Below are 19,929 nucleotides of genomic sequence, written 5' to 3' on the forward strand. Positions count from 1 at the left end.
TCTTTTTTTATTTGTAAAAGAAGATTCGTTAGAAAAATTATTTAAAAGTAACGATAGTTTATCTTTGTTAAATTAAAAAAGTGTTGTTGATATGGTGATAATCTCGGGTTTATATTTTAACTTTGAGATTCCATAGTAAACAGCACTTTTTATTGTTTTAGTCAAGTAATGATTTAATCATGATAATACCATGATTATGTTCCCCATAACAATTTGGGATAAACCCGGCAGGATTAAACCCATAATGAACAAAGTAATCAAAGTGTTTTCGATGATAAGATTTCAAATTCTTTAATTCATCAGCATAATGATGAAGAGGGCGTCCATGACATGATAGATTTGTGGAACTGATGATGTATTTAAGATTGCAATATCCTTTTTCTCTGGCATATTCTTCGGCTCGTCTTAGTAGTGGTTCTAGCTGTTCTTCCATGACAAAACTGCCATGCTCATCATAACCTAGATTTTCGATACTTAAATAAGAATATCCTTCAAATTCTGCACACAGTATCCAGCCTTGGGGCTGGGTGTCCTTTTCTATGTACCACCCAACAAGTTTAGCCAGCAAAGATACATCTTGTAATTGCTGAAGAGCTCCCTCATAATCCCACCAATCCGGTTTAATATTTGACATAAGGTTGGCAACTTTATTGACATTCGTTTTTCCTATTTTGCATATTTTCATCTTTATTCCTCCAATAGTCGAATATATAAAAAAATTATACCATGCTTAAAATAAATAATCATTTGTATACACACTTATTTAAAATAACGGTATTAATCGAAATAATAAACGTTATTCTTTTATCTATTCTTAAAATTTATTTTCAGCATTTCATTTATCTTTTTTTTATATGTTTTTTATTATTATGGGATACAGCATTTTAATATCCTAATGACAGCATATTGTGAAATAATAAGAATTTGTAGAAGATAAGGAGGATTACATATGAAGAATAAATATGGTTATGTGCGAGTGTCAAGCAAAGATCAAAATATCGATCGTCAGATGTCGGCAATGAAGCAAGCAGGCATCCCGAAAGATAAAATTTATATTGATAAATTATCCGGTAAGGACTTTAATCGTCCGCGTTATAAACGTTTGATCAGACAGCTGCAAGAGGGCGATGAACTCTATATTAAATCGATTGATCGTTTAGGCAGAGATTATGATGAGATCATAAAACAATGGCGTTTTCTGACCAATATAAAAAATATTGATATCATCGTTATAGATTCACCGCTCCTTGATACCAGAAATCAGGTAAATGGTGTCACTGGAAAATTTATTTCCGATTTAATATTGCAGATTCTTTCTTATGTGGCGCAAGTAGAAAGAGAAAACATACGTCAAAGACAGGCAGAAGGAATTCGTGAAGCAAAATTAAAAGGGGTTGCCTTTGGCAGACCACCTAAAAAAATTCCTGATGAGTTTCCGGAAATTCTGCAATTATGGTTGGATGAGAAAATTAGTTTAAGAAAAGCCAGTGAAATATTAAATGTCAGTCACATGACTTTTTCTCGTTGGGTTAAACAGTTTATTAAAGGAAAAATGGAAAAATAGGGTTAAAAAAGCAAATTGATAATACTTTTTTGTAACTAAAGGTTTACTATTTGTTACACATAATTTTGTTAGCTATAACAAATAAAAAATATAGGTTTATTCGCACCAATATTTGTCAAATAAATCATAACATTCTTGTAACAAATAGTAAACTTTTGTACTAGGGGGCGATTATGGGGAAATTAAATTCTTGAAAGATTGTAAGGAATGAAAAAGGAGGAACAAATACTGTATGAAAAAAATATTAACATTACTTGCGGCATTTGCTTTGACAGTCGCTTGTATACGTCCAATGCCACTATTTGCTGCGGATGAGCAAACAGTAAAGACAAATGAAAATGCTTCAACCAATGTAGCTGAAATTAACGGTAAGGCTTATGCATCGTTATCAGAAGCTGTTCAAGAAGTAACAGAAGGACAAACGATAAAAATTCTCGATGATATTACTTTAACAAGCACGATAGATATTAACGGAAAAGCGTTTGTATTAGATTTAAATGGTAAGAAAATAACACAACAAAAAAACGAAGCAGGTGTAAGTAAAACGAATGCACCCATTCGTTTATATAATTCTTCACTAACTGTTAATGATAGTGTGGGGAATGGCTCAATATTTGGCTATCAGTGTGCAATTGGTGTATTTACTAATGCGAATTTGACATTAAACAGCGGAACATTAATGGGAGAATGGTATGGAATTGCTGGAAATGGTCTAAAAGAAAATAGTGGAACAACAATTACCATCAATGGTGGTTTTATATCTAATAACGATCCAGATGGAACAGGAGCAGCCATCTATCATCCACAGACCGGAGAAATCACAATCAATGGTGGGACAATCAAGGGCGATCTTGGAGTTCAGCTTTGTGCAGGAAATCTTTCTGTAGTCAGCATTAATGGTGGGACTATTGAAGGAACTGGTCTTGATCATCGTGCAGATAAAACAGGAGACGGTGCTGTTCCTGATGGTGCCGCTATATCTATTGTGAATCGTCCGGGATATACTTCTGTCCCTAATGTAAAAATATCAGGAGGAACTTTTAAATCTGCACACAGTGAAGGATTGCTTGCGTATACATGGTCTAAAAACACTGCGTCAGAATGGACAGAGGCAAAAGATCATGTTCAGGTCACTGGAGGAACTTTTGATTCTGATCCGACAAACTATGTTATGACGGGTTATAAAGTGTATCCGGTTGAAAATACTTTTAAAGTAGCACCTGCGGCAACTGCTATTGCATTATCAGACGCAAGCTTAAATTTAGAAGTCAATTCAAATAAAACCTTAACAGCTGTCGTTAATCCAAATGAAACATTGGATACCGTTACTTGGCAATCAAGTGATCCGACTGTTGCAACAGTAGAAAATGGTGTTGTGACAGCAGTGGCACCAGGTACGGCTACTATTACGGCAACAGCAGGAAGCGCAAAAGCAGAGTGTGTTGTATCTGTTTATAAAGTAGAACAACCAACACCACCTGCTGTGGATACAGAAAAACCTGTAGAAAAACCACAAGCTGGGTTAAATGATGAAAAAGCACCGGAAATCTTAAACGAAACATTAAATGATATTATCAGTAAGGGTGAAAATTCACAATTTACAGATAAAGAAACAGCAAAAAAGATTAATAGTGCCATTAGCTCAGGAGAAACAATTACAATGGCGCCTACTGTGGAAGAAATTAACACAGGAAGCACAGAAGCTACTGAAGATATCAAAGCAATCGAAAAAGAATTAAAACAAATCACTCAAGAAAATAACAGTATCACTGAAGTAGCGATGTATCTTGATTTAAGTGTATTAGTAAAAACATCAACAACGACTTTGGGAAATATTACAGTATTACCAGAACCTGTCACTTTTACAGTGGTATTGCCAAACGATGTAGCAGAGAGTGCAAAAGATAAAGATGTTTATGTATTACGTATTCATGAAGGAAAAGTAGATAAAATCAAAGCCTCATTAGTGGATCATGTGATTACGTTTGAGACAGACCGATTCTCAACTTATGCCGTAGTATTTGAAGAAAAAACAGTGACACCAACACCGGAAGTAAAAACACATCAGGTAATCTTTGTTGATATGAACGGTGCAGTGTTAAAAGTGGAAACTGTAAAAGATGGAGAAAAAGCAACAGCACCGACAGTACCTACAATCGAAGGATATACATTTACTAAATGGGATACAGATTTTAGTAAGGTAACAGGCGATTTAGTGGTTACTGCAGTATATGAAAAACTACCTGTAGAAGAAACAGTTAAACCTGCTGATAAAGAAGAGAATAAAACAGGGGAAACAGAAAATCCATCAACAGGAGATAGAACGAATGCATCATTATACAGTGCGTTTGGACTGCTTGGTTTAGTGTCTGCGGCATTGATCGTAGTAGAGAAGAAAAGAAGAAGTTTAAGCAGATAAATAAGAAGATATAAAAAAAGCATCGATAAATAGAATAATCTATTACGCGATGCTTTTTATGTTAGGCTTCTGTCGTTTTTAATGATTGGAGTTTTTTCGCTTTTACTTCATATATAATAAAGGTTAGTAATGCAAAAACAACGAATATCATAATAAAGATGCCTACATCATTAAGAATATTTCCGCCAATGCAAAGTGTATTTCTGAAAGCATGAACACTGTAAGTAAATGGCATATATGGGTGGATTGCTTTGAAGAAGCCTGCGGATAATTCGATTGGATAAGTTCCGGCAGCCCCGCCTAACTGTAATACCATAAAGACTAAAACAATGAAACTTCCTACTTTTCCTAAGATCAAATTAAAGAAAACGATCATTGTCATAAAAGTTGTAGAAACAAGGCATGCCATTAGAAATGTTTGTAAGGTTTGTAATGGCTCAAGATGGTTAATCATCATCAGCATCCCGACCATTAAGCAAGCTTGAAGACAAGAAATCACGACGATGACACTGGCTTTTGACAGCCACCATTTAAAGCCGCTTTCTACTGATGGCGTAGAATACTGAAGTAATGGATACATCAAACAAAAAGCGATGCAGCCTACATAAAGACCAACGGACATCATATAAGGTGCCATGGCATGACCATTATTAGGCACTGTCGATAGTTCTGTTCCTTGAGCGATTACCGGTTCGGCAAACATACTGGTGGTATGATCGCTTCCTTTAGCTTGGTCAACTTGACTGGCTCCATCATTTAAGCTTGATGCCAACGTTTTTGAACCATCTGACAGAGCAGATAAACCATCACCTAGCGTTTGAGAACCCTCTTTTAATAAAGCTGCTCCATCATGAATCTGGTCTGCACCATCACTTAATTGGCTGCCTCCGGTAAGTAGGGCAGGACTGTTTGCGTTTAGGGTTGAAACTCCACTGGTAAGGGCTTGGCTTCCTTCTTTTAAAGCCGCTGCTCCGTTAGTATAAGCTGTCAGTCCGTTTTGAAGACCATCTTGGTCTTGAAGTTTGCTGCTGATGAAAGTTAAGCCTTGATTAATCGATGTTGTCCCATCGATAATACCATTTTCTTTATCTAAGTTTTCTTTCACACTCACCAGTCCGCCAGATAGTTCTTCAATTGCTGTTTGACTGCCCGGCAGCAGCATATCAGCCCCCTCAGCAATCGTTTTCACGTTTTCTTGTAAACTGCTCATCACAGTTGTTAACGTGGTGTTAGCACTGTTTAAGTGGGTTCCAATGTTGTTTAGGTTCGTAGATATTGCTCCAAAAGAAGTACTGGTTGTTAAAGCGGTTAGTAATTCTTGTTGGGTATCTATGCTTAGTTTTTTAAAGGCTTCTGAATTTTTAAATTCTTCTATTGTTGATGTGAGATTCGCGCTGATTTGCTGTGCATTCATACCCACTTCCGTTAAATCTGCATTGATACTTGCCATTGGGCTTGCTGCGGAACGGTCATTCAGGGTGCTGTTTAAAGCTTGAATACCTTCATTTAAGATCGGCAGCTGTTCTTTTAATAACGCTATATTTTGCATCTGCGCTGGTGTCAGCGAATCTCCTAAAGATTCTGACATTTGATTTAATCCGGCAAGTAAAGTGTTACTTCCTTGCTTTAACTCAGTTATGCCTCTATCAAGAGCTGCCACCCCATCATTTAATGCTGTATTGTTTTGATTCAATAGATCAATACCGGCTTGTAATTGAGAAGCACCCTGATAAATTTGTGAAACGCCGCTAGTATAATCTTTTAATCCAATATTAAGGGTATTAGCACCATCTTTAAATGTTAAACTGCTATTAGCTAAGACTTCCAAATTATCAGTAATCGTTGTATTTCCATCTGCTAACTGAGTGGTTCCGTCATTGATTTGAACAGCTCCGTCGGCTGCTTCATGAAAACCATTTCCAACGGTACGGATTTGACTGAATAAAGTGTTCGCATAAGTCTCGGTCACTTTTGTTGAAATACTGCTTTTTATTTTATTAATGGCGGTTTCATCCATTTTTGAAGCAATATAATTGGTACCGGGATTGGTTTGATATTCCAATTCCATTTTTTGGGGCTGTTTGTTAAGAAGTGTTGTCGCATTGTATGAGAAGTTCTTTGGAATCGTGATGACCATATAATACGTTCCATCTTCTAATCCTTTTTGAGCAGAAGCCTCATCTGTAAAATAAAAATCTAAGGAAGCATCTTCTTTTAAACTGTCCACCATTTCCTCACCAAGGTTCATCTTCTGATCCTGATAGATGACAGCTTGATCTTGATTGACCACGGCAACTGGAAGCTGATCTATGGTTCCGTAAGGGTCCCACATCGATCCTAGAAAAATCGTCGTATACAATGTTGGGATACTCATAACCCCAATGATGACGATCACCAGCCAATGGTTTTTAAGAAAGTTTTGCCATTCCTTTTTAAGCATCTTTTTCTCCTTCTTTCTATTACGATTTAATATATGCTATTAATAGATAAAATGTATCTATGGATATATAATATCTATTAATAAAAGACATTTTAGTCACCTCATAAGGATTTGTCAAGAGCGTTTTAGTGATTATTTTGGGATAATGAGTGTGGGAAAATGAAAAAATATGGTAAAATAGAAGAAGAATGACGAAGGTGGAAAAAGAAATGAGAGTAAAAAATAGTGTTGAACAGGCAATCTGTTTATTGATTATTATTGCACATGGTAAAAATGAAGAACATATCAAAAGTTATTTTTTGAGTCAACGCTTAGATGTATCGGATTCTTATTTGAAGAAAATAATTCGTCAATTAGTGGTAGCCGGGTTAATCAATTCGGAAGCCGGGAAAAATGGCGGTTTTACTTTGAAGAAAGATCCGGCACAGATTACTTTATGCGATATCTTTGAAGCGATTGAAGGAAAAGAAGCCTTTGCTGTGGCAACCGGTTTGGTTGAAAAAGTCTTTTTAGAAGAAAGTACGGAATTAAAGGCAACGAAACAAAAAATGATTTTGAATGCTTTTGAAGAAGCGGAAGAAGCATTCAAGGCAAAACTGCGTGCAGTGACGTTAAAGATGACAATGAAAGATTATACAGAGGGTGGAGGATGATGCTAAATAGAGAAAAGAAGATCATGGAGACCCAAAGATTGATACTCCGTTCACCTCAAGTTGAAGATGTCAGCGCGATCTTTAAAATATGCAACAGTGATAATGTATTACGATATAATGCTATGGAAAAAGTGAGTACTGAAGAATTGACTAGGAGATTTGAAAGTGAATCTGCGGATCATTGGACTTTTCATCTCGTAATTAAGGGATCTGAGGAAGTAATAGGGGCTGTGTTTATTGAGCCCGATATGCTGCGATATAAAGTGAAGGCAGTTTCTGTTGCTTATTATTTGGATGAAAAAGAGACACAAAAAGGCTATATGTATGAAGCTTTAAATGAACTGCTTCATTATATCTTTAATGTCCTCGAGATGGATGTTGTATCGGCAAGAGTCTTTTCAGCGAATGTGGCTTCTGTTGGGCTTTTAAAAAAATTGGGCTTCCAACATGAGGGGACATTGCGTCATGCTGTCTGCGGATATGGGGACAACATTCATGAAGATTTGTTGTTTTCATTATTGAAATCTGAATTTAATTGTATAAAAAAGCTTTAAATCATTTTTTTGATTTAAAGCTTTTTATTTAAGGTAAAGGAATAGGGTGTTCCTGATCGATTTCACGAATGATCTGACAAGGATTTCCAGCAGCCAGACAGTCGGCAGGAATATCTTTTGTCACGATGCTTCCGGCAGCAATGACACTGCGTTCTCCGATTGTGACTCCCGGTAAAACAACGACATTTGCTCCCAGCCAGACATTGTTGCCGATCACGATCGGTTTGGCGATTTCATAGCCTTTTTCACGGCTTGCCGCATCTATTGGGTGGTTAACAGTATAAAGCCCGACATTCGGACCGAATAATACTTCATTGCCGATGATCACTTTTGCCTCATCTAAAATAGTGCAGTTGGAATTAGCATAAAAGTAATCCCCGATTATAATATTTTTTCCATAATCACATTTAAAATGCGGTTCGATATGAGGCTTTTTCCCACAGTTTCCTAATAACTGTTTTAAAATCTGGTCACCAACTTCTGAAGGCATCAGCAAGTTAAAATCATAAAGCAGTTCCTTTGCCTGCATGCGTTTTTTATTCAAAAACTTGTCGCTTGGCATATAATAATAGCCGTGAATCATTTTTTGAACTTCTGTCAGTTTGGAAGGGTTCAGCACTTTTTCCATGATAAAATCATCCATGACAAAGCCGTTGCCAATGTCAGAAACTTTAGCGTCCACCTTGATGAAGCCTTTTTTCTCATAAACTTTGATTGTATGTTCATTATATTTATTAACTGTTAAGTATATAAAGTTTTTATCGTTTTCCTTTGCAATCTTTTCTATAAATTCAAAGGCTAAACTGGCATAGCCCTTGCCGCGGGCAGACTTTTGCAGATAGAGCTTGCTTAAAAATAACTTTTCGTTTTCTAAGCGAATCGCCGTAAACCCTACCGGGATATCTTCTTCTAAAATGAAATAATAAATATACCCTTTGTGTTCTGTTTGTTCTTTAATTGCATGAGCAGATTGAAATTTATCCACCATGTAATTGATTTGATCTTCACTTAAAATAATCGTAAAAAATTCATGCCATATCTGATTCGCTAAGTCGGCTAGCTGATCAATCTGAGATGGCGTCACTTGACTAAAAGATATCTTCATAGCGACCTCCTTATTCATCCTCTTATATTTATTATAATGAATAGATAGGGGTTATGCAATAAAATAAACTTGATAAAAGATGGGGATTAAAACATAACTTGTCAATTCAAACATATATTATTATGGGTGAATGAAATGAAAAAAATAGGTGTTTTCTTATTATGTTTATGTATGTGCATACTGCCGGTCAAAGCAGAAACTCTCAATTTGGCACCTAACAGCGGTGCGATGATCTTGATGGAAGCATCAACACGTCAAGTCATCAATGGAGTCAATGAGCAGGAAAAAATGTATCCGGCAAGTACGACCAAGATTATGAGTATGATCTTATTGTTTGAGGCCATCAATTCTAAAAAAATCAGTTTTGATGATATGGTCACTACATCAGCCTATGCCGCCAGCATGGGGGGAAGTCAAATCTATCTGGAAGAAAATGAACAAATGAGTGTGCATGATATGTTCAAATCGGTGGCAATCGGTTCAGCTAATGACTGTATTGTGGCATTAGGAGAATATATTGCCGGGACAAATGATGAATTTGTCAAGATGATGAATGAAAAAGCTAAGGAATTAAAGCTGGTGAATACGCATTTTGCCAATGCCACAGGACTGCATGATGATAATCATTATACTTGTGCATTGGATTTAGCGACAATGGCAGCTTACTTAATTGAAATCGGCGGCGATAAACTATTGGAAACAACGTCGACAGTAGAAACGTATGTCCGAGAAGATACAGATAAGAAGTTCTGGCTGGTAAATACCAATAAACTGTTAAATGCTTACAGTGGCATTGATGGCTTAAAAACCGGTTATACCAAAGAAGCGGGGTATTGCCTAGTAGCGACAGCTCAGCGCGATGGGCTGCGTTTAATTGGGGTTGTTTTAAAAGAACCGACACCAAAGCAAAGAAACAGTGAAATTGCACAAGTATTAGACTATGGCTTTAACTTATATGAGAGTCGCTACGTTTATCATCAAGGGGATTTAGTCACAACTTTAGAGGTAAACGATAGTGAAATTAAGGAAACCAGTCTTTACGCTAAACATGATATTACGTATATCTCTAAAAAAGGAGAGGCTTATGAACCCAGCTACAACATTCGAATATTAAAAAATCAGGCACCGCTGTTTACCAATGAAACCGTGGCAATGCTTGATCTGCATAGTGAAGATGGGAAAGTTCAAAGCTATGATTTGGTGATTCTTGAAGATATACCAAAACTAAAGTTCTCACAAAAAGTGATTCGTGATTTTCAAAAGATGTGGCAGTAATTTGTCGTATTGTTTCTAATTTTTTCACATAAGTTCTAGTTTTGTCGGATGCATATCTTTTCGTCATAAATTGGTTTAAGATATGTAGCTGAGGAGGCAAAATGATGAATAAAATACAGTTTGAAAAAAATAATGATCAGCTCATTGTCTACTTTTCCGGAGAGATTGACAGTATGCATACGATGAATTATCGTAATTTGCTTGTCGCCGAACTGGAAACGGGTAAATATAAAGTTGTTGTGATGGATTTTAATCGTGTGACATTTATCGATAGTTCGGGAATTGGTCTTGTCTTAGGACGTTACAATCAAATGAAAACAGAAGGCGGTAAACTTTATATTACGGGGTTAAGTCCGGTTGCTTATCGTTTGTTTGAATTAACGGGTATCTTTAATTTAATGGATTATATTAAGAGTATAGATGAAATATTAGTAAAGGTGGGGGAACATCATGAATCAGATGAAAATAACGTGTAAAGCAGAACTGGTAAACGATGGTTTTGTAAGAAACAGCGTCGCTTCTTTTGTGATGTCTAAAAATCCTACCATCGATGAAATCGTTGAAATTAAAACGATGGTTTCAGAAGCATTCACGAATGCTATTATTCATGGCTATAATGGTGAAACAGACCGTGAAGTATCTATTGAGGCAACCTTAAACGAAGATACGCTTCGTTTGATCATTGAAGATCAAGGCTGCGGAATAGAGGATATCAAGCAAGCCTCAACCCCGCTTTTTTCCACGAAGCCCGGGGATGAGCATGCCGGTATGGGGTTAAGCATTATTGAAGCATTAAGTGACGAATTTGAGATTCAATCAAGCAAACAACAGGGGACTAAACTAACGATTACAAAAACACTAAAGAAAAAACATGGCCAATAAAAATTCGGTTGAATTAATTAAGCTTGCGCAATCAGGGGATGAAGCAGCTTTGGATCAGCTCGTCAGTCAAAATGTCGGGCTGGTATGGTCTATTGTGCATCGTTTTAAAAATACGTATTACGATAAAGAAGATCTTTTTCAAATCGGTTGTGTCGGATTGATGAAATCCATCTACAATTTTGATTTTTCATATAACGTTCAATTTTCAACGTATGCAGTCCCAATAATCATGGGAGAAATCAAACGCTATTTCAGAGATGACGGAACGATCAAAGTATCTCGCCAATTAAAAGAACTTAATTTAAAGATTCAAAAAGCAAAAGAACATTTAACGAATATTTCACAGGATGTTCCCAATGTTTATGATATTGCCGAGTATTTAGAAGTAGATGTCCAAGATGTAATCTTGGCAATCGACGCTTCTTATTATCCGACTTCTCTTAATGAACCTATCTATGAAAAAGATGGTTCTGCCATTTCCTTAGCTGATCGAATAGAGGATGGTCACAATAAAATGTGGTTTGAAAAGTTAGCATTGGAAATGGAAATTGAAAAATTAGATGATAAAGAAAAGATGATTCTTGAAATGAGATATAAGCAAAATTGTAATCAAGAAGTAATCGCTAAAAAGCTGGGGATATCACAGGTGCAGGTATCTCGGCTGGAAAAAAAGATTATTGCCAAATTGAAATCCCGCTTAGTTGAAGAATCCTGATTTTTAAATACGAAATGCTGTAAGATAAGTAAGGGATAATGATTGGAAGATCCCGATAACGATGTAGCAAAGACTTTCTCTTTTTAAGAGAAGGTCTTTTTTATCGGGGAAACTGCAATATAGCCGATAGCACTGTTTATTTATAAGAAGGTATATTATAATAAACAATAGCATCGATAAAGCGGAGGAAAAACAATGCCTGAACATACAAGCCATGATTTTAGAAAAGAGAAAATAAAAAGAGGCGATATTCGTATCGCAAGTTTTAATATTGCTTCTCAAATGCATCCTGATATCATTCAAATACATGACCAGCTCAAACAGTATCGTATTGATGTTGTGGGGATGCAGGAGATTGACCGTTTTACTCAGCGCAATCCTATTGATATGCTGCAAATATGGGTGGATCAAGGGACTTATCCATACAGTAGTTTTCAAAAAACAATCGATTTTGAAGGCGGCGAGTATGGTATTGGGCTTTTATCTGCGCATAAGATAAAAAAAGAATTAGGAGGGAAGCTAAATAGTGTTGGTTTATGTGAAGCACGTGCATGGCAGTGTATCATCGTTGAAATTGATGGAAGAAAAGCAGCCATTTATAATACCCATTTAACCCATGAAGGAAAAACTGCCCGCAAAATTCAAATGGATGAAATGCTTGCGATTATGAATCAAGATTCCCATACCTATAAAATATTAACGGGTGACTTTAACATTGATCAAGAACATGATGAAATCTATCCTATGTTAGAAAAGTATGCGATAACGAACGGTTATCATGGTGTGTGGCTTGACACTTATAATCTAAAAAGCGAGGAGATGAAAGTTTACGCTATCGATAATATTATTGTGAGTCGGAATTTGAAAATCTGTCATGTTGGTATGGCAGAAAATACATTATCTGATCATAATATGTTGTATGTGGATTTAGCGTTTGTTGATAAATGACAAGGGGGTAGATTTTTTTGCTTTTTATTATGTATTCCTGATTATGTATAAACAAAAAATGACATCTTGTTTTTTTACTTGCAAAATATCAGTGTAAATGAGGCAGAAGCTTGAAATAAAGCATTACTAAGAAGATCGAAATATGTTGATATATTAAGGAAAAATTGTTTTAGTTTTAGTTATTATTAGGACGGTATATGTTATAATTATGCTTGTGTTGGAAGAAGGTGGCTTCTTCAACATTTAAAAAAACACCTAGCATTATAGCCTATCCCCATATATAATAAAACTGAGGTGTCGTCTATGAATGGTGCAAGCAAGTCTTTGCCTAAATATATATTTGTTTTAATTGTTTTTTTTGTTTTATTTCAGTTGTTTCTTCCTATGGTATACATTGTTGATGGTGTATCGATGGAACCGACTTTTAATGCGGGGGATATCACGATTATTGATTATTATGGAATGAATAAGAAGTTTAGTAATGGTGACATTGTGGTCATTAATAATGATGCTCAGCACACTAAAATGATCAAACGGATTATTGGCAGTGAGGGAGATCATGTGATTATTAAAGATAATCAGGTATATGTGAATGAAGAATTGTTGGAGGAAGATTATTTATTAGAACCGATGGTTAACAAAGACATGGACTTTATTGTTCAGAAAAATAAATTCTTTGTCTTGGGGGATAACAGAAACAACAGCATTGATTCAAGAAACATTGGATTAGTGGATATCAGTGATATCGTCGGGAAAGTGATTTATCACTTATAGGAGGTAGTATGGCAAGAAAGAAAAGAAGAAAACTTAGAGGCTGGGTATATGTAGCTTTGATTATTTTGCTTTGTCTATTAATTGGTTTAGGCGTCTTTTTAGTAAAACATAAAACCAGTAAGAGCGATTATCATTTCTATAAGGGAGAAGTATCTGAAGTGGAAATGAGCATGAAAGCAGATGGCTATCTTTATACTTATCAGCAGCAGTATTTTGAAGCAGATGGACAAACGTATGTTTCATTGAATGATCTTTATAATATCTATACTCATTTAGACAATGGACAAATGGTATTAGATCAAGGGAAGAACACGATGGTATTTACAAATGCCACTACCCATATTACGTTGAATTATAAAAAAGAAATAATGACGTTTAAAGACTGTCAGTGGAGTGAAGCGACACAGCAGTATCTCACTTCTTTAAATATCAGAGATCAATTAAAATTGGACGATACAGCGACACATGCATATATATTTGAAGGAGAGGTTTATTTGAGTCAAACCGTGATTGAGAACGTTTTACTGAATGCTCAATACCAATTAGACCTGTCTATGAAAACCTTAAATAAAAGTTAATGTAATGGATTACATGTTTTAAATTTAGTACAATCATTAAAATTGTCTGCAAAATTAGTAGATATTTTAAAATATTGTACTATTTTTGGTTTGAAAATAGCTATGTTTGTGTTAAAATGTATACACCTTAAAGAGAGTAAGGATGAAAGGATGGTAAAAGGATGGCTTATAAATTCAATATCAATAGAGGAAATGCAATCTTAAACTTTTCGGAAGAATTTTGTCATACACGTTTAGAACTGATCGAAAGTGAAGGCTTTTCTAGGGTAAGCAAAGCTTTTGTGGATCGAATCAAACGTTTGGATGATAATATTTATAATTATTTGAAAGCATGTAATGCGGATCATCTTGGCATGGCGACAGATTTAAAGATGATCGCAAAACTATTGTTAGTGATGAACGTGGAAGAAATCTGTGATATCTATGACAATTATCGTGCATATTTCAGAGATCGGGAAATGTTTGTCAATGTGGTAGAAGCCTTTTATTTGTTTTGGCGTCGTTTAGAACGTTATGCGGTAGTGACGAATGAAAGAATCCAAACCGGATTCCAAAACGTACAGTTCGTTGATGCACAGAATAAATTTGAAGAGTTAGTGTTATCGACTTATCGTACGATTGAAGAAACAGCATTAGGCTATAAAAATAAAATATACCGTCAGATCACTGCCGGAGCGAATGCTGCGCTGATCGTGAGTCAGATGCGAACATTTTTGCCTTATGAATATCGTAATCTGGATGAAATTCCTTTTATTCAGTCAGTAATCATTCATCCGCCGTTTATTACGTATTCAAAACGCAATAAGCGTGATGGTACTTTCCCGGAAATCAAATATAATCCGATTGAAGATAAAAAATTCGATGCAGATCAATGGTTCTGTTATCCGGCTAAAATCGGGGATTTGCTGGCATTCGTTTATTTTAATGCGGCATTTATGTCTCAGGGGGTTACTTTATGTAACTTGTTTGAATTGGCAGATGAATCGGAATATCGCAATCGTAAACCGGATATCTTATATGTTTATGGTTACGAGGATGGAAAGAAAAATCAGGCATTCTATCAAGATGATCAAAATGATATGATGGTTGCTTTATTATCTGCCAATGATGATTTTGATTACTTTGGCTATATGAAAAAAATGTTGCTGACACTGCATAATGTCAGAAAAATCAATCAAAAACAATTACCAATTCATGGGGCTATGGTAAAAGTGACGCTGCATACCGGTGACGTAAAAAATATCGTCGTAATGGGAGACAGTGGGGCTGGAAAATCTGAAACCATTGAACAAATCAAGGTATTTGGCGCCCCTTATATTCGAGAACTGAAAACCATCTATGATGATATGGGACTATTGATGGTAGAAGATGGCCGTATTAAAACATCGGGAACAGAAATCGGCGCTTTCGTACGATTAGACGATTTGGATGTTGGATATGGTTATAAGGAATTGGACCGTTCTGTTTTCATGAATCCGGATAAGATTAATGCCCGTATTGTCATTCCGATTACGCCTTATCGTGATGTCGTGGCACATCATGAAGTCGATTACTTCTTGTACGCAAATAACTATGAAGAAGGCAATGAACCACTAAGTTTCTTTGATAATATGGAAGATGCGTTGAAAGTATTCAGAGCCGGAGAAAGAATGGCAAAAGGTACGACAACAGAAATGGGACTGGTGGGCAGCTATTTTGCCAATCCGTTCGGACCTGTTCAGCGTGAGGAACAAACGGATATTATCTTAGTGGATTACTTTAAAAGAATGTTTAAACAGGGAATTCACGTTGGTCAACTAAGAACGCGTTTAGGGATCAAAGGAAATGAGCATAAAGGTCCAAAAGATGCGGCAATCGCAATCATTGAAGAAATTACAGGGGAACCTTATAGTGATAAAGGGTTTGTAAATTTAGCTAAAAAGTAGGGAACTCCCTACTTTTTATTAGGAGGAATACACGTGTATGATTTGAAAAACATGAGCAAAGAAGAGGCCCAAACGGTTTGCACATGGCATTATGAAGGAGAATATGCAGTTTATGATCTTCCCTCATATGATGAGGCACTAAAACAACAATGGGGCATCGGACAAGATAAGATTCGTCAAAAGGAGTTCTATACAATCTATTTAAAAGAGGAACTGATCGGATATTTTCGTTTGCAGGAAACATGTGATGATATCCGTCTTGGAATCGGACTTCGCCCGGATTACTGCGGACAGGGGCATAGTAAGCAGATCCTTAGTGAAATCGATACATTTATTCATCAGCGTTATAATAAGAAGATACGACTGCTTGTGCGTCCTTTCAACAAGCGAGCCCAAGCCGCCTATCTAAAAGCAGGCTTTGAAATTATAGAAAAGACAATTTTAAATACGACCAATGGAGAAGTGCCATTTATCATCATGGAAAAGCAATAATGTAAAATTATTGTTTTTTTTGTGTCTAAGCATTGACAAATATTAAAAATGTTCATATAATCATATTAACATATGAATAATCATTCATATGAATGGAGGAAGCCTATGGATAAACGACAAATAGTAAATGAAGAAACAGTTGAAAAGGTAAGTGAAGCCTTACCACCTGAAGAAATTTTATATGATGTTGCTGAATTGTTTAAAGTATTTGGAGATACAACCCGCATAAAAATTATTTGTGCTTTATTTGAAGTCGAAGAAATGTGTGTCTATGATTTAGCGGCAACCTTAAATATGACGCAATCTGCCATTTCACATCAGTTGAGAATCTTAAAACAATCGAATTTGGTTAAGTTCAAAAGAGATGGAAAAATGATTTACTATTCACTAGATGATGAACATGTGAAACAAATTTTTGATGCCGGATATAAACATATCATTGAATAGGGGGAAAGACGATATGGAATATAAATTCAAGCTCCAAGGTCTTGATTGTGCTAATTGTGCCAATAAGATCGAGCAGAAAGTTGCCAAGTTAAAACAGGTAGATGAAGCAGTGGTTAATTTTAATACAGCGACATTAATGGCCAGCTCTTCACTAAGCCAAGAAGAATTAATGAATAAAATTGAAACAATTGTTCATCAGTTAGAACCTGATGTGGTGGTAAAAATATTGAATAAAGAAAATGTACAGCATGATCATCACCACGAGGAAAAAGAGATATGTGGGTGTGGACACGATCATCACCATGAAGAAAAAGAGGCATGTGGGTGTGGACATGATCATCACCACGAGGAAAAAGAGGTATGTGGGTGTGGACACGATCACCATCATGAAGAACAAGAAACGTGTGCATGTGGACACGACCATGGAGCAGAATTGGAACAGCCTTATATAGAACTAGCCGGTGCGTTGGTGTTTAAAATTGAGAATTTGGATTGTGCCAGCTGTGCAATGAAAGTTGAGAATCAGATGAATCAGCTTCCCTTTGTAGAAAAGGCAGTGGTTAATTTTAGTACCAGTAAAGTGCAGATTAAATTACATGGGGCAATGGAACAGGAAGAAGTAAAGAATGCGCTTCAAAAGTTAGTGGATCAAATTGAACCGGGAGTAAAAATCTATAGTCAGCAGGAGGCTGATAAACCTGTCAAAACAAAAATCTTTGATATGAAAGAAAACTTGCCGTTCTTATTAGGAACAGCCTTTGTTATCGCTAGTTTCTTCTTACCGGAAGGAACTTGGGAATTGATTGTTTTGGGAATTGCCTATTTACTGATTGGAGGAAAAGTCATTTGGAAGGCTCTAAAAAATATTAAAGCCGGAGAAGTATTTGACGAAAATTTCTTGATGACGATTGCCACTGTTGGGGCTTTCTTAACAGGGGAATATTTAGAAGCTGTAGCCGTTATGTTCTTATATTATATCGGTGAGATTTTCCAAGCTTATGCGGTAAACCGTTCACGTAAATCGATTGGTGCTTTAATGGATATTCGTTCGGATTATGCCAATATTCTAATAGATGGCAAAGAAATGAAACTTTCTCCTGAAGATGTTCAGATTGGCTCAACAATGATTGTTCGCCCGGGAGAACGTGTCGCAATGGACGGAATTGTATTAGAAGGTGAATCTTCTTTGGATACCAGTGCGTTAACCGGTGAATCGATGCCACGTCATATTGCGGTAGGAGAAGAACTGTTATCCGGAGTAATCAATATGAGTGGGGTATTAAAAGTAAAAGTAACGAAATCAGCCGGTGAATCTACAGTTTCTCGTATATTAGAATTAGTAGAGAATGCAACGAATAAAAAAGCACCGATTGAAAAGTTCATTACTAAATTTGCAAAAGTTTATACGCCAATCGTGTGTGCCTTAGCGGTAGCGGTAGCGATTGTTCCACCGTTATTGTCGGGAGGAGAAGCATTTGATATGTGGATCTACCGTGCATTAACTTTCTTAGTTGTTTCTTGTCCATGTGCCCTTGTAATTTCAATTCCGTTGGCACTATTTGCCGGAATTGGCGGAGCCAGTAAGCAAGGTGTATTGATTAAAGGCGGAAATGATCTAGAAAGAATTAAAGATTTAGATGTCTTAGTTGTAGACAAAACAGGAACACTGACAAAAGGGAAATTCAGTGTAGTGGAAATGGTGAGTGACGATCAAGAGCGATTATTAGAATTAAGTGCTTATGGTGAATTCTACAGTCATCATCCAATCGCTAAAAGTATTGTTGCCCGTTATGGCAAAGACATTGATGCTTCACAAATTGAAAATTATGAAGAAATTGCCGGACACGGAATCAAAGCACTGGTTAAAGGAAAAGAAATTTTATTGGGAAATGTGAAACTGATGCAGGCAAATCAGATCGACGTAAAACCAGTCAAAAAGATTGGGACAATCATTCATGTTGCTTATGATCATCATTATTTAGGGTATTTGGTCATTGCCGATGAAATTAAAGAATCTACTTATGAGGGAATCAAACAGTTAAAAGCATTAGGATTAAAACGTATTGTTATGCTGACGGGGGATGATGAGAGTGTTGCAAAAGATGTGGCAGATAAATTAGGTATCCATGAATATTATGCGAATCTGCTGCCGCAAGATAAAGTAACGAAAGTAGAAGAATTATTGAATCAGCCGCATGTTCAGTTAGGTTTTGTCGGTGATGGAATCAATGATGCACCGGTATTGGCTCGCAGTGATATCGGAATCGCAATGGGGGGAATCGGAAGCGATGTTGCGATTGAAGCGGCAGATGTCGTTTTGATGAATGATGACTTTACGACATTGGCGACGGCGATTACCGTATCCAAACGTACTAACCGAATCTTAAAACAAAATATTTACTTCTCATTAGGGGTGAAGGCAGTAGTCCTTGTCTTAGCAGCTGTTGGGATTGCTGATATGTGGCTTGGTGTATTTGCTGATGTGGGAGTAACTTGTTTAGCTATTCTAAATTCAATGAGGGCATTAAAGAAATAATGACTGAGATATGCACGTTCCAAGACGCGCATATCTTTTTTGTATAAATAACATTAAGTTAATGATAGAATGAGGTAAAAACTTTGAAAGGAGAAAAACAATGATAGAGACTTTAAGATTGACCCTAAAACCATATAGTGATCAAGATCAAGATAAAATGATTGAATTATTAACGCATCCAATCATAAAAGAAACCATTATTATCCCTGATTTTAAAACGAAAGAAGAAGCAGCCATCATGTTTGAAAAATTAAAAGACTATTCTTTTGATCCCCACCATTATGAACGTGGAATTTATTTAAAAGGTGAATTGATAGGCTTTGTAAATGATGTGGAAATAAATGGAAAAAGCATTGAACTAGGGTATGTCATTCATCCCGATCATCATCATCAAGGATACGCCACAGAAGTTTTACAAGCAGTTATTCAAGATTTATTTAATGCCGGATACACCGAAATCATCACCGGTGCTTTTGAGAAAAACAGAGCGAGTTGTCGGGTTATGGAAAAGTGTGGCATGCAGTTGTTCGATCGAGTAGAAGACATGGAATATCAAGGGGTGTTACAACGCTGTATCTATTATCATATTCAAAAAAAGTAATATAAAAATGTCGATCGTAAT

At 36.2% G+C, this 19,929-nt stretch carries 19 protein-coding genes; 16 read left to right on the forward strand and 3 right to left on the reverse strand.

Annotation, left to right across the window (positions count from 1 at the left end; genetic code table 11):
* Positions 1-157: 157 nt before the first annotated feature.
* Complete coding sequence (locus tag BN1225_RS03575; protein ID WP_041138419.1) at positions 158-685, reverse strand: hypothetical protein; 528 nt, start codon at positions 683-685, stop codon at positions 158-160.
* Between the two features lie 264 nt (positions 686-949).
* On the opposite strand from BN1225_RS03575, the gene BN1225_RS03580 reads away from it, so the two are divergent.
* Both BN1225_RS03580 and BN1225_RS03585 read left to right on the forward strand, forming a co-directional pair.
* Positions 950-1,564 (forward strand): recombinase family protein, encoded by a 615-nt coding sequence (locus BN1225_RS03580; protein ID WP_041138420.1) that lies wholly within the window; start codon positions 950-952, stop codon positions 1,562-1,564.
* Between the two features lie 232 nt (positions 1,565-1,796).
* Entirely contained in the window at positions 1,797-3,983 is a 2,187-nt protein-coding gene (locus BN1225_RS03585; protein WP_041138421.1) for an Ig-like domain-containing protein, read from the forward strand.
* Positions 3,984-4,044: 61 nt separating this feature from the next.
* On the opposite strand, the gene BN1225_RS03590 is transcribed toward BN1225_RS03585, so the two are convergent.
* On the reverse strand, positions 4,045-6,423 hold the full coding sequence (locus tag BN1225_RS03590; RefSeq protein ID WP_041138422.1) for a YhgE/Pip family protein: 2,379 nt from the start codon (positions 6,421-6,423) through the stop codon (positions 4,045-4,047).
* A gap of 209 nt (positions 6,424-6,632) precedes the next feature.
* Here BN1225_RS03590 and BN1225_RS03595 point away from each other — a divergent pair, with 209 nt between their 5' ends.
* Complete coding sequence (locus BN1225_RS03595; protein ID WP_041138423.1) at positions 6,633-7,076, forward strand: RrF2 family transcriptional regulator; 444 nt, start codon at positions 6,633-6,635, stop codon at positions 7,074-7,076.
* Positions 7,076-7,630, forward strand: coding sequence for a GNAT family N-acetyltransferase (locus BN1225_RS03600; protein ID WP_041138424.1), 555 nt, complete (start codon positions 7,076-7,078; stop codon positions 7,628-7,630). Before BN1225_RS03595 ends, BN1225_RS03600 begins: the two co-directional genes overlap by 1 nt.
* Before the next feature lie 28 nt (positions 7,631-7,658).
* Here the strand turns inward: BN1225_RS03600 and BN1225_RS15090 are convergent, their stop codons facing one another.
* A complete protein-coding gene (locus BN1225_RS15090; RefSeq protein ID WP_187117528.1) occupies positions 7,659-8,735 on the reverse strand; it encodes a GNAT family N-acetyltransferase in 1,077 nt (358 codons plus the stop codon).
* Positions 8,736-8,870: 135 nt separating this feature from the next.
* On the opposite strand from BN1225_RS15090, the gene BN1225_RS03610 reads away from it, so the two are divergent.
* The 12 genes from BN1225_RS03610 to BN1225_RS03665 all read left to right on the forward strand — a co-directional run bounded on the left by BN1225_RS03610 (position 8,871) and on the right by BN1225_RS03665 (position 19,908).
* Complete coding sequence (locus tag BN1225_RS03610) at positions 8,871-10,010, forward strand: D-alanyl-D-alanine carboxypeptidase family protein (RefSeq protein ID WP_041138425.1); 1,140 nt, start codon at positions 8,871-8,873, stop codon at positions 10,008-10,010.
* Positions 10,011-10,111: 101 nt separating this feature from the next.
* Positions 10,112-10,486 carry an STAS domain-containing protein gene (locus tag BN1225_RS03615; RefSeq protein ID WP_041138426.1) on the forward strand — a complete coding sequence of 125 codons (375 nt, stop codon included), beginning with the start codon at positions 10,112-10,114 and terminating at the stop codon, positions 10,484-10,486.
* Positions 10,461-10,892: an anti-sigma F factor gene (gene spoIIAB / locus BN1225_RS03620; RefSeq protein ID WP_041138427.1), complete on the forward strand. Its 432-nt coding sequence runs from the start codon at positions 10,461-10,463 to the stop codon at positions 10,890-10,892. Before BN1225_RS03615 ends, spoIIAB begins: the two co-directional genes overlap by 26 nt.
* Positions 10,882-11,607, forward strand: a complete 726-nt coding sequence (locus tag BN1225_RS03625) for a SigB/SigF/SigG family RNA polymerase sigma factor (RefSeq protein ID WP_041138428.1) — start codon at positions 10,882-10,884, stop codon at positions 11,605-11,607. The genes spoIIAB and BN1225_RS03625 overlap by 11 nt, the downstream gene beginning before the upstream one ends.
* Before the next feature lie 195 nt (positions 11,608-11,802).
* Entirely contained in the window at positions 11,803-12,555 is a 753-nt protein-coding gene (locus tag BN1225_RS14005; RefSeq protein WP_052466300.1) for an endonuclease/exonuclease/phosphatase family protein, read from the forward strand.
* Between the two features lie 303 nt (positions 12,556-12,858).
* Positions 12,859-13,329, forward strand: coding sequence for a signal peptidase I (gene lepB, locus BN1225_RS03635; protein ID WP_041138429.1), 471 nt, complete (start codon positions 12,859-12,861; stop codon positions 13,327-13,329).
* Between the two features lie 8 nt (positions 13,330-13,337).
* A complete protein-coding gene (locus BN1225_RS03640) occupies positions 13,338-13,907 on the forward strand; it encodes a hypothetical protein (RefSeq protein ID WP_041138430.1) in 570 nt (189 codons plus the stop codon).
* A 161-nt stretch (positions 13,908-14,068) separates the two neighbouring features.
* Positions 14,069-15,832 carry a hypothetical protein gene (locus BN1225_RS03645; RefSeq protein ID WP_052466301.1) on the forward strand — a complete coding sequence of 588 codons (1,764 nt, stop codon included), beginning with the start codon at positions 14,069-14,071 and terminating at the stop codon, positions 15,830-15,832.
* A 33-nt stretch (positions 15,833-15,865) separates the two neighbouring features.
* Positions 15,866-16,324 (forward strand): GNAT family N-acetyltransferase, encoded by a 459-nt coding sequence (locus BN1225_RS03650; RefSeq protein ID WP_041138431.1) that lies wholly within the window; start codon positions 15,866-15,868, stop codon positions 16,322-16,324.
* A gap of 105 nt (positions 16,325-16,429) precedes the next feature.
* Positions 16,430-16,771, forward strand: coding sequence for an ArsR/SmtB family transcription factor (locus BN1225_RS03655; RefSeq protein ID WP_041138432.1), 342 nt, complete (start codon positions 16,430-16,432; stop codon positions 16,769-16,771).
* A gap of 13 nt (positions 16,772-16,784) precedes the next feature.
* Complete coding sequence (locus tag BN1225_RS03660) at positions 16,785-19,307, forward strand: heavy metal translocating P-type ATPase (RefSeq protein WP_041138433.1); 2,523 nt, start codon at positions 16,785-16,787, stop codon at positions 19,305-19,307.
* 100 nt (positions 19,308-19,407) lie between these two features.
* Positions 19,408-19,908 carry a GNAT family N-acetyltransferase gene (locus BN1225_RS03665; protein WP_041138434.1) on the forward strand — a complete coding sequence of 167 codons (501 nt, stop codon included), beginning with the start codon at positions 19,408-19,410 and terminating at the stop codon, positions 19,906-19,908.
* Positions 19,909-19,929 lie beyond the last annotated feature (21 nt).

Source organism: Beduini massiliensis (assembly GCF_000829905.1).
GTDB classification, from domain to species: Bacteria; Bacillota_I; Bacilli_A; order Erysipelotrichales; family Coprobacillaceae; genus Beduini; species Beduini massiliensis.